The sequence below is a fragment of the Mycobacterium sp. 4D054 genome, assembly GCF_052245755.1.
Lineage (GTDB): Bacteria > Actinomycetota > Actinomycetes > Mycobacteriales > Mycobacteriaceae > Mycobacterium.
In genome coordinates, this window is record NZ_JBQQCF010000002.1 from 1 (window position 1) to 13997 (window position 13997).

A 13997-nucleotide genomic window follows, 5' to 3' on the forward strand; every position below is an offset into this window, starting at 1 on the left:
CGCTCGGTGCTGCGCTCGCCGTAGCCGGCGCCGCACAGGGCGTCGGCCTCTGCACCCATCAGGGTGTGGATAAACGTGGCCAGCAGCTCACGCAGCACGTCAGGGTGCGCTGTGGTGAGTCGTTCGGACAGCACGGTGGGCAGGTCGATATTGTGGGCAGTGGTCATCGCGTCGATTCCTTTGCTCGAGTGACTTTGACGGGTCTCTCGAAGAATCACGCGATGACCCTCAATCATTCGGCAACGACACGCCGGTACCGCTGATCAGGTCCGACTCGTACACCACTCTGCTGGACGCAACCCATGGCAACGCTTTTCGCCGATGCGCGGGGCCAGATCTCGCAACTGATCCATTCCCACTGCTCGTCGGCGGGCATGCTGGCCGACCGGTTGGGCCTGAGCGCGGAGGTGCAGTCCGTGCTCGGCTACACCTTCGAGCGCTACGACGGCGGCGGACTTCCCGCCGGCGTCGGCGGGGACGGCATCCCGATGCCGATGCGGGTGGCACAGCTCGCCGACGTGGCGGAGGTGCACCATCGCACCTACGGCGTCGACGGAGCGGTCGCGATGGCCCGCAGTCGGCGCGGTGGTCAGTTCGATCCGCGCGTGGTCGATGCGTTCACCGCCGACGCCGGGCGTGTCCTGTCGCTTCCGGCCCCAGGGGAGGCCTGGACGGTCGCCTCGCGCGAAGCTCCCGACTACGGACAGCGGCTCGGCGCCGCGGAACTCGACTCCATGTTGGTGGCGCTCGGCGACTTCGTTGACCTCAAATGCCCTTTCACACTTGGGCATTCGCGTGCGGTCGCCGCGCTCGCCGCCGATGCCGCGAGCCTGGCGGGTTTGGATTGCGACACCGTCACCGTCGTGCGCCGCGCCGGACACGTGCACGATCTGGGCCGCATCGGGGTGTCCAACCAGATCTGGTCGAAGCCGTCGTCGCTGACCGCCGGGGAGCTCGAGCGGGTGCGGCTGCACCCGTATCTGACCGTGCGCATCCTCAGCCAGGTCGACGGCCTAGGGGTGGTCGCGGCAGTGGCCGGCAATCACCACGAGTGCGTGGACGGTTCCGGGTATCCACGCGGGCTGCCCGCCGCGGCCCTGGGCCTGCCCGACCGGATTCTCGCCGCAGCCGTGGCCTACCGATCCGCGCTGGAGCCCCGCCCGTACCGCGAGCCGCTGCCCGGAGCGGGGGCGGCGGCCCGGTTGCGTGAGCGGGTGCGCGGAGGTCAGCTCGACGAGGCCGCCGTCGACGCGGTCCTCCAGGCCGGCGGCCACCGCAGCCGTCGCCCCAGCCCGCGTCCCTGCGGGCTCACCTCGCGCGAGATCGAGGTGCTGTGCCTGGTCGCCCGCGGCGCGTCGAACAAGGAGATCGCCGCGACGCTCGGGATCTCGGGAAAAACGGCACGCAACCACGTCGAGCGGATCTACACGAAGATCGGCGCAGGCAACCGCATCGGCGCCAGCATGTTCGCGCTCAAGCACGGCCTGGTCACTCCAGCCTGATCAGCGGGCCTGATCAGCGCCGAAATTGCATTCCGCGCGCCGAAACCGCCCGAAAGCCCACGTGGAATGCGATTTCGGCGGAATGTACTTAAACGGTACCGGCGTTCCCAGGTACAGTCGGCGTCATGACCGTGGCTGAACACGCTGACACGACCTCCACCGGACAGGTGCCGGTCCGCACCCGCGCCCTGATCATCGGCTCCGGCTTCTCCGGGCTCGGCATGGCGATCGAACTGCAGCAACGCGGCGTCGAGTTCCTCATCCTGGAGAAGGCCGACGAGATCGGCGGCACCTGGCGGGACAACACCTACCCCGGCTGCGCCTGCGACATCCCGTCGCACATGTACTCGTTCTCGTTCGAACCGAAGGCCGACTGGACACACATGTGGTCGTTCCAGCCGGAGATCCAGGACTACCTACTCGGGGTCACCGCCAAGTACGGGCTGCGCCGCTACATCGAGTTCGGCGCGCATGTCGACCGCGCGGTGTGGGACGACGACGAGATGCGTTGGCACGTCTACACCAAGGACGGCCGCGAGTTCGTCGCGCAGTTCCTGGTCTCCGGAGCGGGCGGGCTGCACATCCCGCTGATCCCGGAGTTCGACGGCTACGACGACTACCTGGCCGCCGGGCGGATCGCATTCCACTCCGCTCAGTGGGACCACGACGTCGACATCACCGGCAAGAAGGTGGCGGTGATCGGCACCGGCGCCAGCGCCATCCAGATCGTGCCCGAGATCGTCAAGGACGTCGGTGAACTGCAGCTCTACCAGCGCACCCCGGCCTGGGTGATGCCCAGGCCGAACAACCCGATCCCGGAACGGTTGCAGCGTGTGTTCAGCAACGTGCCCGGTACCAGGGCCGCCATGCGCGCCGGCATCTACTGGCTGCACGAGGCGGTCGGATTCGCGATGACCAAGCAGCCCCGATTGCTCAAGCTCGGGGAGATGGCCGGCAAGTGGAACATCCGCCGCTCGGTCAAGGACCGCGAACTCCGGCGCAAACTCACCCCGGACTACCGGGCGGGGTGCAAACGAATCCTCAACTCCGACACCTACTACCGCGGTATCGCCGACCCGAAGACCGAGGTGATCACCGACCGCATCGCCCGGTTCACCTCACGGGGCATCGTCACCGCCGACGGGGTCGAAAGGGAAGCCGACGTGGTGGTGTTCGCGACCGGCTTCCACGTCACCGACTCCTACACCTACGTCGACATCAAGGGCCCTGGCGGGGAGGATCTGGTCGACCGGTGGAACCGCGAGGGCATCGCCGCGCTGCGCGGCATCACCGTCGCCGACATGCCGAACCTGTTCTTTTTGCTCGGCCCCAACACCGCGCTGGGACACAACTCGGTGGTGTTCATGATCGAGTCGCAGATCCGCTATGCCGCCAAGGCGATCGCCGCGGTCGACAAGGCCGGCGCGCAGGCGCTGGCGCCCACGCGCGCGGCGCAGGACCGCTACAACGACGAGCTGCAGAACGAGCTCGCCGGCACGGTGTGGAGCACCGGTGGCTGCCGCAGCTGGTATCTCGACGAGCACGGCGTCAATCGCACCCTCTGGAGCGGTATGACCTGGCAGTACTGGCTGGCCACCCGCCGGTTCGACGCCTCGGAGTACGCGTTCTCCAGCTGACCGTTCGAGAGTGCGGTGAGATCGCGAAACGGCGCCGGCAGGCGATCTGTGTGCACTCTCGAGGCGACACGCCAGACACAACATCTCGTGTTGGCGCGCGACTCCCGATACCAGGGGTAGTGTCGATCCAGCCGGCCCGGATTGGTCTGGTGTGACAACTTTTCGCAGGTGAAGGGGTTTTCGTGAGCGATGGCATGAAACTGATCGACCGTGTCTCGGCCATCAACTGGAACCGCCTGCAGGACGACAAGGACGCCGAGGTCTGGGACCGCCTCACCGGCAACTTCTGGCTGCCGGAGAAGGTCCCGGTGTCCAATGACATCCCGTCCTGGAACACGCTGACCGACCACGAGAAGCAGCTGACGATGCGGGTGTTCACCGGTCTTACGCTGCTCGACACCATCCAGGGCACCGTCGGCGCCGTCAGCCTCATCCCGGACGCGCTGACCCCGCACGAGGAAGCGGTGTACACCAACATCGCGTTCATGGAGTCCGTGCACGCGCGCAGCTACTCCAACATCTTCTCGACGCTGTGCTCCACCTCCGAGATCGACGACGCGTTCCGCTGGTCGGAGGAAAACCCCAACCTGCAGCGCAAGGCCGAGATCGTCATGCAGTACTACAAAGGCGACGAGCCGCTCAAGCGCAAGGTGGCCTCGACCCTGTTGGAGAGCTTCCTGTTCTACTCCGGCTTCTACCTGCCGATGTACTGGAGCAGCCGGGCCAAGCTGACGAACACCGCCGACATGATCCGGCTGATCATCCGCGACGAGGCCGTGCACGGCTACTACATCGGCTACAAGTTCCAGCGGGGCCTCGCGCTCACCGACGAGACCACCCGCCAGGAGCTCAAGGACTACACCTACGAACTGCTCTTCGAGCTTTACGACAACGAGGTCGAATACACCCAGGATCTGTACGACGAGGTCGGCTTGACCGAGGACGTCAAGAAGTTCCTGCGCTACAACGCCAACAAGGCACTGATGAACCTCGGCTACGAGGCGCTGTTCCCGCGCGATGAGACCGACGTCAACCCGGCGATCCTGTCCGCGCTGAGCCCCAACGCCGACGAGAACCACGACTTTTTCTCCGGCTCAGGGTCGAGCTATGTGATCGGCAAGGCCGTCAACACCGAAGACGAGGACTGGGACTTCTAGCCCGTCGGGCGACCCGCGGCGACGTCGCCTGTCCTCCGTACGGCGCTGCGGTGCAACCAGACTGAGCGTGTGGCGGGCGGTGCGCGGAGGGCACCGTGTTTTCCCGCTAACAGGAATGCCGTCGGTGGCCGATGCTGCCAAGCTGGAAGCATGACTGCGCCGCGCTGCCTGATCGTCGACGACAGCGCCGACTTCCGGGACGCAGCTCGCACGCTGCTGGAGCGCGGCGGCATCGTGGTCGTCGGCACTGCGGGCGACACCGACGAGGCGCTGCGCCGAGCCCGGGAACTGCATCCGGACGTGGCGCTGGTCGACGTGAACCTCGGCGCCGAAAGCGGGTTCGACGTCGCCGAAAAGATGCGCGACATCCCCGTCATCCTGACGTCGACCCACGACGGGCAGGACTTCGCCGACTTGATCGCCGCCAGCCCGGCTTTGGGCTTCCTGTCCAAACTCGCCCTGACTCCGCGGGCGATCAGAGAATTGCTGGACCGGGTCAGCGGGATTCCAGGTACATGATCACCGCGCGCACCCGGCGGTGATCGTCACCGGTCTCCGGCAGGTTCAGCTTGGTCAGAATGCTGCGCACGTGCTTTTCCACCGTGCCCTCGGTCACCCATAAGCGACGCCCGATGCCGGCGTTGGACAATCCTTCGGCCATCAACGTCAGCACCTCGTGCTCGCGCGCGCTGAGCGCGGCCAGCGGATCGTCGCGCTTGCGGGCCGAGACCAGTTCGGCCACCAGGGCCGGGTCGACCACGGACGCGCCATTGGCGACCCGCTGCAGCGTGTCGACGAAATCGGCGACGTCGGTGACCCGACTCTTCAGCAGATAGCCGATGGCGTGGCCACCGGCCAGCAGCTCCATCGCATGGTCGACGTCGACATGGGCCGACAGCACCACGATGCCGACCTCCGGAGATTCCGCCCGTATCGTGCGGGCCGCGTCGAGCCCTTCGCTGGTGTGAGTCGGCGGCATCCGGATGTCGGTCAACACCAGTGTCGGCCGATGTTCCCGGACCAGATCCAGCAGCGACACACCGTCACCGGCCTGTCCGACCACATCGAAACCCGAGCGCTCCATCAGGCTGGCAAGCCCTTCGCGCAACAACACGTCGTCGTCGGCGACGACAACCCTCGGCGCGCTCATGTGTCCTCCCGGCCCCCGGCGTGAGCGTGGCGCCTCATTCTCGCACTGTCATGTCACCGTCGAATCAGTTCGCGCAGCATCGGCGCGCGCGGCCGCCGCGCACGGGGTGCTGTACATGCTGACGCCGTTGAACTGCCCTGCGCTGCAAGCACTCCCGGAGGAACTCACTTGGGACCGCGGTCGGCCGCCCCGGCAGCGGGCGCGCCGCCGGTTGAGAGGACACTGGATCCGTGAACGCCAAGTCCCTGTTCCAGTCGATCCTGGAATGGCTGCGCGCCGGTTATCCCGGGGGCGTCCCCGGTCCGGATCGTGTACCGCTGTTGGCGCTGTTACGTGCCACCCCATTGACCGAGGAACAGATCCGCGAGGTGATCGCCCGCCTCACCGAAAACCGCTCGCCGACCGCCGCCGAAACGAAGATCGACCACGACGAGATCGAGGCCTTCATCAAGGACGTCACACACCACGATGCCGGGCCGGAGAACGTCGCTCGGGTGGCGGCGATACTGGCCGCGGCAGGGTGGCCGCTGGCGGGGCTGGACGCCGACAGAGACGACGCGGACTGACCGTCAGCGCAGCGAGCTGGTGTCGATGACGAACCGGTATCGCACGTCGCTGGCCACGACACGTTCGTAGGCCTCGTTGATGTCGTCCGGCTCGATGATCTCGATCTCCGGGGCCACCCCGTGCTCGGCGCAGAAGTCGAGCATCTCCTGGGTCTCGGCGATGCCGCCGATCAACGAGCCTGCGATGCTGCGCCGTCCGAACACCAGCGCACCGGCCGGGACCTCCATCGGATGCTCGGGCATGCCGAGTTCGACCAGGGTGCCGTCCAGCTTGAGCAGCTTGAGGTAGTCGTCCATCTTCAGGTTGGCTGACACGGTGTTGAGGATCAGGTCGAAAGTGCCCTGCAGCTCTTTGAAGGTGTCGCGGTCGCTGGTGGCGCGGTAGTCGGACGCGCCCAGGCGCAGACCGTCCTCCATCTTCTTGAGTGACTGACTGAGCACCGTCACCTCGGCGCCCATCGCGACGGCCAGCTTGACCGCAAGGTGTCCGAGTCCGCCCAGACCGATTACCGCCACCTTCTTGCCCGGCCCGGCGTTCCAGTGGTGCAGCGGCGAATACGTGGTGATGCCCGCGCACAGCAGCGGGGCCGCCTGGTCCAGCGGGATCGCGTCCGGAATGGTCAGCACATAGTTCTCGTCGACCACGATCGCGCCGCTGTACCCGCCCTGCGTGCGCTCGCCGTCACGACCGACAGCGTTGTAGGTGCCGACCATCCCACCGCCGGTGCAGTACTGCTCCTCGCCGGCGCGGCATGCCTCGCACTCGCGGCACGAGTCGACGAAGCACCCCACGCCGACCCGGTCTCCGACCTTGAATTTCGTTACCTCGGAGCCGATTTCGGTGACGATGCCGGCGATTTCGTGTCCCGGCACGATCGGGTACTCGGCGGCCCCCCATTCGCCCCGCACGGTGTGGATGTCGGAGTGGCAGATGCCGGCGAAGTGGATGTCGAACGCCACGTCGTGCGGTCCGACGTCACGGCGCGTGACGGTCGTTCTGGTCAGCGGAGCGTCGGGCGAAGTGGCTGCGAATGCGGAAACGGTGCTCATCATTACCTCTAACTCATCGAATTTCTGGCATGAGACCCCTGCCTGGGCAGGCCGGGTGCCGCGAAAATTGCCGCAACGCTGCGGCTCGTCGATTTCCAACCGCGGGGGCCGGTGCGTTAATCCCGGGCCGTCAGTTGATCGGTGCGTTGACCCATCGTAGGTCGGCGAGGATTCCGCGCGCGGCCACCACATTGCCGCCGCTCTGCCACACCTCGTTGTTCACCGCGAACACCCGATCGTCGCGGTTGGCCGACAGCCGCCGCCACGCATCGCTGTTGAGCACCTCAGGCGCGCGTTCGCGGGCTTCGGCAGTGGCGAACGACACATAGAGGATGTCGCCGTCGGCGATCGAGAAGTCGGGCGAATCCCCGAGATCCTCGTCTGTGATGCCGACCTCGACGTACGGCTTGCCGGTGAAGCGCTGCGCGGCCGGGCGATCGACCCCGACCTCGGCCAGCACGCTGCCGGGGAAGCTGTCGGGGCCGAACACCCTCATCGTGGTGTCTGTGAACTGCACCACCGATGCCTGGAAATGTGTCGCGTCGCTGTCCTGACCGATTTGGTCGGCCTGGCGGTCGAACTCCTCGATCACCGCGTTCGCTGCCCCTATGCGCCCGGTGGCCGCACCCACGGTCCGCAGCGTGTCCTTCCACGCCGCGCCCGCAGGACCGGTGAAGACGGTCGGCGCGATCTCGGCGAGCCCGGGATGGTCCTGTGGGGTCAGCGCCACCGATCCGAGGATCAGATCCGGTTCGGCAGCCCGGACGGCGTCGAGGTCGGGGTCACTGCGGTCACCGGCGCCGGGCAGTTCATGGATCACCGTGCCGAGGTAGGCCGGTTGTGTCTGCGAACCGTCGGGCAGCGCGGCCGCCACGATGCGGGACTGCAGTCCGAGCGCGCACAGGGCGTCGAGCTGGTCGCCCGCGAGCACGACGATGCGCTGCGGGTCCGCGCGCACCTGGGTGACTTCGGGAATCGGGGGAGAGATGCCGTGCCCGGTCGCGTTGCGCACCTCGCGGTCCGGGGGACCGTCGTCGAGCGGTGCCGGTTCGGGCGCGCAGGATTCGTCGGGCCTGCGGTCGTTGCCGAGCACGCCCGCGCTCGCGATGCGGGTGACGCTGGTGGTGACCGAGGTCGCGCCGGGCGTGGCGGCGGGGGCATCACCGGAGGAGCCGCAGCCGTTGAGCGCGGCGACGACGATCGCGGTGCCGACCGCGGTCAGGCCCGCCGACCGGGAGGCCCAGCGGCCCGCCCGCGCTCCCGTGATCAGCACGGGCCGACGTTAACATCTGTGCATCGCCCGGCAGGTCAGGGCATGTCACAAGATCCGCGCCAGGCCAATTACGACGGTATGTAGGACCACCCCGAGCGCAGTCGCTCCGGGGAGTTAGGATTCATACGAATCGTCGGCCCCGCCGACTGTTCGATCCGGTCATCCCGGTCAGCGATACGGAAGGTTGGAGGACCAGTTGGTAGCGGAAGCGCCCCCAATCGGAGAACTTGAAGCTCGGCGGCCGTTCCCGGCACGGCTGGGACCCAAGGGCAACCTGATCTACAAACTGATCACCACCACCGATCACAAGCTGATCGGCATCATGTACTGCGTCGCGTGCTTCGCGTTCTTCCTGATCGGCGGCCTGATGGCGCTGTTCATGAGGACCGAGCTGGCCGCGCCCGGGCTGCAGTTCCTGTCGAACGAGCAGTTCAACCAGCTGTTCACCATGCACGGCACGGTGATGCTGCTGTTCTACGCGACGCCGATCGTGTTCGGCTTCGCGAACCTGGTGCTCCCGCTGCAGATCGGCGCCCCCGACGTCGCGTTCCCGCGGCTGAACGCGTTCTCGTTCTGGTTGTTCCTGTTCGGCGCGCTGATCGCGACCGCCGGCTTCATCACCCCCGGTGGTGCGGCCGACTTCGGCTGGACCGCGTACTCGCCGCTGACCGACGCCATCCACTCGCCCGGAGCAGGCGGTGACCTGTGGATCATGGGCCTGGCGGTCGGTGGTCTGGGCACCATCCTGGGCGGCGTGAACATGATCACCACCGTGGTGTGCATGCGTGCGCCGGGCATGACGATGTTCCGGATGCCGATCTTCACCTGGAACATCCTGGTCACCTCGATCCTGGTGCTGCTGGCGTTCCCGATCCTGACCGCGGCGCTGTTCGGGCTGGCCGCCGACCGCCACCTCGGGGCGCACGTCTACGACCCCGCCAACGGCGGTGTGTTGCTGTGGCAGCACCTGTTCTGGTTCTTCGGCCACCCCGAGGTCTACATCATCGCGCTGCCGTTCTTCGGCATCGTCAGCGAGATCTTCCCGGTGTTCTCCCGCAAGCCGATCTTCGGCTACACCACGCTGATCTACGCCACCCTGGGCATCGCCGCTCTGTCGGTCGCGGTGTGGGCGCACCACATGTATGCCACCGGCGCCGTGCTGCTGCCGTTCTTCAGCTTCATGACGTTCCTGATCGCGGTGCCGACCGGTATCAAGTTCTTCAACTGGATCGGCACGATGTGGAAGGGCCAGTTGACGTTCGAGACACCCATGCTGTTCTCGATCGGCTTCATCGCGACGTTCCTGCTCGGTGGCCTGTCCGGCGTGCTGCTGGCCAGCCCGCCGCTGGACTTCCACGTCACCGACAGCTACTTCGTCATCGCGCACTTCCATTACGTGCTGTTCGGCACCATCGTGTTCGCCACCTACGCCGGCATCTACTTCTGGTTCCCGAAGATGACCGGCCGGCTGCTCGACGAACGGCTGGGCAAGCTGCACTTCTGGCTGACGTTCATCGGTTTCCACACCACCTTCCTGGTGCAGCACTGGCTCGGTGACGAGGGCATGCCGCGCCGCTACGCCGACTACCTGCCCAGCGACGGGTTCACCACGCTGAACGTGGTGTCGACCATCGGCGCGTTCATCCTCGGCGCCTCCACGCTGCCGTTCCTGTGGAACGTGTTCAAGAGCTGGCGTTACGGCGAGGTCGTCACCGTCGACGATCCGTGGGGATACGGCAACTCGCTGGAGTGGGCCACCAGTTGCCCGCCGCCGCGGCACAACTTCACCGAGTTGCCCCGGATCCGCTCCGAGCGTCCCGCGTTCGAACTGCACTACCCGCACATGATCGAGCGGATGCGCCGCGAAGCCCACGTGGGCCGGGCCCACGGGCCGGAGGACGGCGACGTGACCCGGATCGACGACGTCGAAGTACGTAGCTGACGGAGCCGACGAGCGGCACCCACGCGTGAGCGCATCACAGAACTGGACTGTCGGCTCGTCACGCGACCGGTCGTCGCTGCTGATCACCGTCACCGGGAAGGACCAGCCGGGCGTCACGTCCGCACTGTTCAAGGTGCTGTCCCGGCACCGGGTTGAGCTGCTCAACGTCGAACAGGTCGTGATCCGCGGTCGGCTGACGCTCGGAGTGCTGGTCGCGGTGACCCCCGAGGTCGCCGGCCGCTCCGAGTTGCGCGACGAGGTCGAAGCGGCGATCCACGGCGTCGGCCTCGACGTCACCATCGAGGGCAGCGACGGGCTGCCGGTGATGCGGGAGCCGTCCACCCACACCATCGTGGTGCTGGGCCGGCCGATCACCGCCTCGGCGTTCGGCGTCGTCGCCAAGGAGGCCGCCGCGCTCGGGGTGAACATCGATTACATCCGCGGTGTCTCCGACTACCCGGTGACCGGGCTCGAGCTACGGGTCTCGGTTCCTGCGGGGGTGTACAGCCGGCTGCAGCAGGTGCTGGCCCGCGTCGCCGTGCAGGAGAGCGTCGACATCGCGCTGGAGGACTACAGCCTGTCGCGGCGGGCCAAGCGGCTGATCGTGTTCGATGTCGATTCCACGTTGATCCAGGGCGAGGTCATCGAGATGCTGGCCGCCCACGCCGGCGCCGAGGCCGCCGTGGCCGAGGTCACCGAGGCCGCGATGCGCGGCGAACTCGATTTCGCCGAATCGTTGCACCGGCGGGTGGCGACCCTTGCCGGTCTGCCGGCCTCGGTCCTCGACGACGTCGCCGAGCAGATCGAGCTCACACCGGGCGCGCGCACCACCATCCGCACGCTGCGCCGACTCGGCTATTACTGCGGCATCGTCTCGGGGGGCTTCCGGCAGGTCATCGAGCCGCTCGCACACGAGCTGATGATGGACTTCGTCGCCGCCAACGAACTGGAGATCGTCGACGGCAAGCTCACCGGCCGGGTGGTCGGCGACGTCGTCGACCGGCCGGGAAAAGCCAAGGCGCTGCGGGACTTCGCCCAACAGGCCGGGGTGACGATGGAGCAGACGGTGGCGGTGGGCGACGGCGCCAACGACATCGACATGCTGTCGGCCGCGGGACTCGGGGTGGCATTCAACGCCAAGCCGGCACTACGTGAGGTTGCCGACGCCTCGCTCAACCATCCCTATCTGGACACCGTGCTGTTCATCCTCGGCATCACCCGCGGCGAGATCGAAGCGGCGGACGCCCTCGACGGCGTGGTCCGCCGCGTCGAGATCACCGACTGAAGCCGGCTCAGACCACGACGGCGGTCGGCTCCGGCGGGGTCATACCGGTGACGCTGCGCCAGGCCCGCGCCAGCAACTCGATCGCGGCGACCAGCTGAGGATCCGGCAGCGCGTAGGGCACCCGGATGAAGCGTTCCAGCGTGCCGTCCACCCCGAAGCGCGGACCGGGCGGGATCTCCAGACCCATCCGGGACGCCGCCGCCGACAACGCCGAACTCATCGGGGCGGGCAACCGCACCCACAGCGACAGGCCGCCGGTGCCCGGCACCGGTTGCCAGTCGGGAAGGTGCTCGGCGAGCAGCCGCAGCAGCAGGGCCCGCCGGGACCGCAGCAGGTCGCGGCGCTCGGGCAGCACCTCGTCCTCGGCCGCCAGAAGCCGGGCCCCGGCAAGCTGTTCGAGGATCGGGGTGCCCATGTCCACCGAAGGCCGCAACGCGGCGATGGTGGCCAGCGAGCTTCGGTCGGCGCGGATCCAGCCGATCCGCAAACCGCCCCAGAACGACTTCGACATCGAGCCGACCGTCAGCACCAGGTCGCGCCGCGTCGTCATCGACGCGGCGAACGGGGCGGGTACCTGTTCGTCGAGCCACATGTCGGTGATGGTCTCGTCGGCAACCGTGCGGGTGCGGGTGTCACTGATGATGTGCGCCAAGCGCTTCCGCTCGGCGACCGGCATGGTCATACCGGTCGGATTGTGGTTGTCGGGGATCAGGTACGCGAGCTTGGGTGCCAGTTGCCGAATAGTGGCCTCGACGGCGTCGAGCTCCCAGCCGTCGGGTGTCATCGCCACCGGCGCCGGTCGCACGCCGCGCGAGGCCATCGCCGCCAGTGCCCCGTGATAGGTGGGTTGTTCGACGAGGACGCGATCCCCGGGCTGGGTGTAGGTGGCCAGGATCAACCCGATCGCGTGCAACGCTCCGGTGGTCACCATGATCTCGTCAGGTTCAGTGGGAAGCCCACGCGCACAATATCTTTCGGCGATCGCAGCGCGCAGTGGCGGCACCCCGAACAATTCGATGCCGATGTCGTGCAGGTACGGGGTGACCTGTGCGGCGGCGTCGACGAATGCCTGCGAGACGACGGCCGCAGGGGCGGCCAGGGTGGCCGCCGCGAGATTGGCGGCGGCCGTGGTGGCGGGTGCGGGCTCGGTCGGGCTCAGCGGCAGCGCGGTGGTGCTGCGGGCGCCGCGCCGTGCATTGAGGTAGCCGTCGTCGCGCAACTGCGCGTAGGCCGCCGTGACCGTGGTGCGGGACACGTGCAGCGCCTCGGCGAGTGCCCGCTCGCTGGGCAGCCGGGCACCGACCGGGACCCGGCCGTCGATGATCAGCAACCGGATGGCATCGGCGAGACCGTGATACGCCGGCCCCGTGCGACTGGACGTCCGCCAGTTACCCAGCTCGCGAGCCAAAAGGTCCACATCGAGCGATCGCACCGCCATTGCGCCAGTCATTAGGGCCAGTATTGCTCAACTGGATATTGAGAGGCAAGCCAGTTCTGGCCCATCATGGCCGCATGACGCACTGGTTATCTCGCCTGGGCCAGCGGCTGGCCGACCTGTACTACCTGCCTTCGATGGGCAGCACCGTCGACGAGCGCGATTCCGACGCCCGACGCGTGCGCAGTGAGCTGGACGCGATCCGAATGCACTTCCCGGACCACGCGTAGTGGCGGCGGTCCCGCGCGCAGCACTGCGAGGCGCGGCGCTGCTCGCCGGGTTGTGCGGTTATGGCGTGTCGATGGCGATGATGGTCCGCAGCGGCCTCGGCCTGGACCCGTGGGACGTGTTCCATCAGGGCTTGTCGGAGCGGACCGGCATGAGCATCGGGACCGCCTCGGCGGTGACCGGCGTGGTGGTGCTGCTGGCCTGGATCCCGCTGCGCAACCGGCCCGGGATCGGCACCGTCGCCAACGTGGTCGTGATCGCGGTCAGCGTCGACGTCGCGCTGTGGCTCATTCCGGCACCGGAGTCTCTGCCCGTGCGCGCGACGCTTCTGGGCACCGCGGTCGTCCTCAACGCACTGAGCACCGTGCTCTACATCGGCGCCGGGCTCGGTCCCGGACCGCGCGACGGCCTCATGACCGGTCTGGTCGTGCGCACAGGCCGGTCGGTGCGCCTGATCCGGACCGGCATCGAAGTCACGGTGCTGGCGGTGGGTTGGGTCTCGGCGGCACGGTCGGCATCGGCACGCTCGTCTACGCGTTCGGTATCGGTCCGCTGGTGCAACTGTTTCTGCGGCTGACGCCGCGGCGGGTACTGGCGGCCAGCGGATGGGCCCGGGTCGAATCGCCGCGTCCGGGGACCGGCCGGCGCATCGCCGAACGGGATGCGGGCACCGCCGCGGTGGCCGATCGGGTCGTCCTCAACGGCGGCGACGGGCGGGCGATTTCGAGCTGACTACGATGGTCGGGTGCCAGTCGACGACCGCTCCGATGCC

12 protein-coding genes and 2 pseudogenes are annotated in these 13997 nt (G+C 67.6%); 9 read left to right on the forward strand and 5 right to left on the reverse strand.

Annotation, left to right across the window (positions count from 1 at the left end; genetic code table 11):
• Positions 1–167 (reverse strand): transposase (locus ACTWP6_RS01495; protein WP_443186765.1); only part of this gene is annotated, 167 nt, incomplete at its 3' end.
• A 135-nt stretch (positions 168–302) separates the two neighbouring features.
• Here ACTWP6_RS01495 and ACTWP6_RS01500 point away from each other — a divergent pair.
• The 4 genes and pseudogenes from ACTWP6_RS01500 to ACTWP6_RS01515 form a co-directional block, all read left to right on the forward strand.
• Positions 303–1502: pseudogene (locus tag ACTWP6_RS01500) on the forward strand (HD domain-containing phosphohydrolase); the annotation flags it as partial.
• 125 nt (positions 1503–1627) lie between these two features.
• The gene (locus ACTWP6_RS01505) at positions 1628–3139 is read left to right on the forward strand and encodes a flavin-containing monooxygenase (RefSeq protein WP_443186660.1); all 1512 of its coding nucleotides are present in this window, start codon (positions 1628–1630) and stop codon (positions 3137–3139) included.
• Positions 3140–3333: 194 nt separating this feature from the next.
• Positions 3334–4296 (forward strand): class 1b ribonucleoside-diphosphate reductase subunit beta, encoded by a 963-nt coding sequence (nrdF, locus tag ACTWP6_RS01510; protein ID WP_443186766.1) that lies wholly within the window; start codon positions 3334–3336, stop codon positions 4294–4296.
• Between the two features lie 150 nt (positions 4297–4446).
• A complete protein-coding gene (locus ACTWP6_RS01515; RefSeq protein WP_443186661.1) occupies positions 4447–4815 on the forward strand; it encodes a response regulator in 369 nt (122 codons plus the stop codon).
• Here ACTWP6_RS01515 and ACTWP6_RS01520 read toward each other — a convergent pair.
• Complete coding sequence (locus ACTWP6_RS01520) at positions 4793–5446, reverse strand: response regulator (protein WP_260751351.1); 654 nt, start codon at positions 5444–5446, stop codon at positions 4793–4795. The genes ACTWP6_RS01515 and ACTWP6_RS01520 overlap by 23 nt on opposite strands.
• A gap of 230 nt (positions 5447–5676) precedes the next feature.
• Between ACTWP6_RS01520 and ACTWP6_RS01525 the strand changes: the two genes are divergently transcribed.
• Positions 5677–6012, forward strand: a complete 336-nt coding sequence (locus ACTWP6_RS01525; protein ID WP_443186662.1) for a DUF3349 domain-containing protein — start codon at positions 5677–5679, stop codon at positions 6010–6012.
• Between the two features lie 3 nt (positions 6013–6015).
• Here ACTWP6_RS01525 and ACTWP6_RS01530 read toward each other — a convergent pair whose 3' ends face one another.
• Together ACTWP6_RS01530 and ACTWP6_RS01535 are read right to left on the reverse strand one after the other, a co-directional pair.
• A complete protein-coding gene (locus tag ACTWP6_RS01530; protein WP_260751354.1) occupies positions 6016–7062 on the reverse strand; it encodes an NAD(P)-dependent alcohol dehydrogenase in 1047 nt (348 codons plus the stop codon).
• A 130-nt stretch (positions 7063–7192) separates the two neighbouring features.
• Positions 7193–8335 (reverse strand): iron-siderophore ABC transporter substrate-binding protein, encoded by a 1143-nt coding sequence (locus ACTWP6_RS01535; protein WP_260751355.1) that lies wholly within the window; start codon positions 8333–8335, stop codon positions 7193–7195.
• Positions 8336–8531: 196 nt separating this feature from the next.
• On the opposite strand from ACTWP6_RS01535, the gene ctaD reads away from it, so the two are divergent.
• Positions 8532–10277, forward strand: a complete 1746-nt coding sequence (gene ctaD / locus ACTWP6_RS01540; protein WP_260758022.1) for an aa3-type cytochrome oxidase subunit I — start codon at positions 8532–8534, stop codon at positions 10275–10277.
• 25 nt (positions 10278–10302) lie between these two features.
• Positions 10303–11562, forward strand: a complete 1260-nt coding sequence (gene serB / locus ACTWP6_RS01545) for a phosphoserine phosphatase SerB (RefSeq protein WP_443186663.1) — start codon at positions 10303–10305, stop codon at positions 11560–11562.
• Between the two features lie 7 nt (positions 11563–11569).
• On the opposite strand, the gene yczR is transcribed toward serB, so the two are convergent.
• Complete coding sequence (gene yczR, locus ACTWP6_RS01550) at positions 11570–13012, reverse strand: MocR-like transcription factor YczR (RefSeq protein WP_443186664.1); 1443 nt, start codon at positions 13010–13012, stop codon at positions 11570–11572.
• Positions 13013–13074: 62 nt separating this feature from the next.
• Here yczR and ACTWP6_RS01555 point away from each other — a divergent pair, with 62 nt between their 5' ends.
• A complete protein-coding gene (locus tag ACTWP6_RS01555; RefSeq protein ID WP_260751358.1) occupies positions 13075–13227 on the forward strand; it encodes a hypothetical protein in 153 nt (50 codons plus the stop codon).
• A 71-nt stretch (positions 13228–13298) separates the two neighbouring features.
• Positions 13299–13957 (forward strand): annotated as a pseudogene (gene yczE, locus ACTWP6_RS01560) (membrane protein YczE).
• Positions 13958–13997 lie beyond the last annotated feature (40 nt).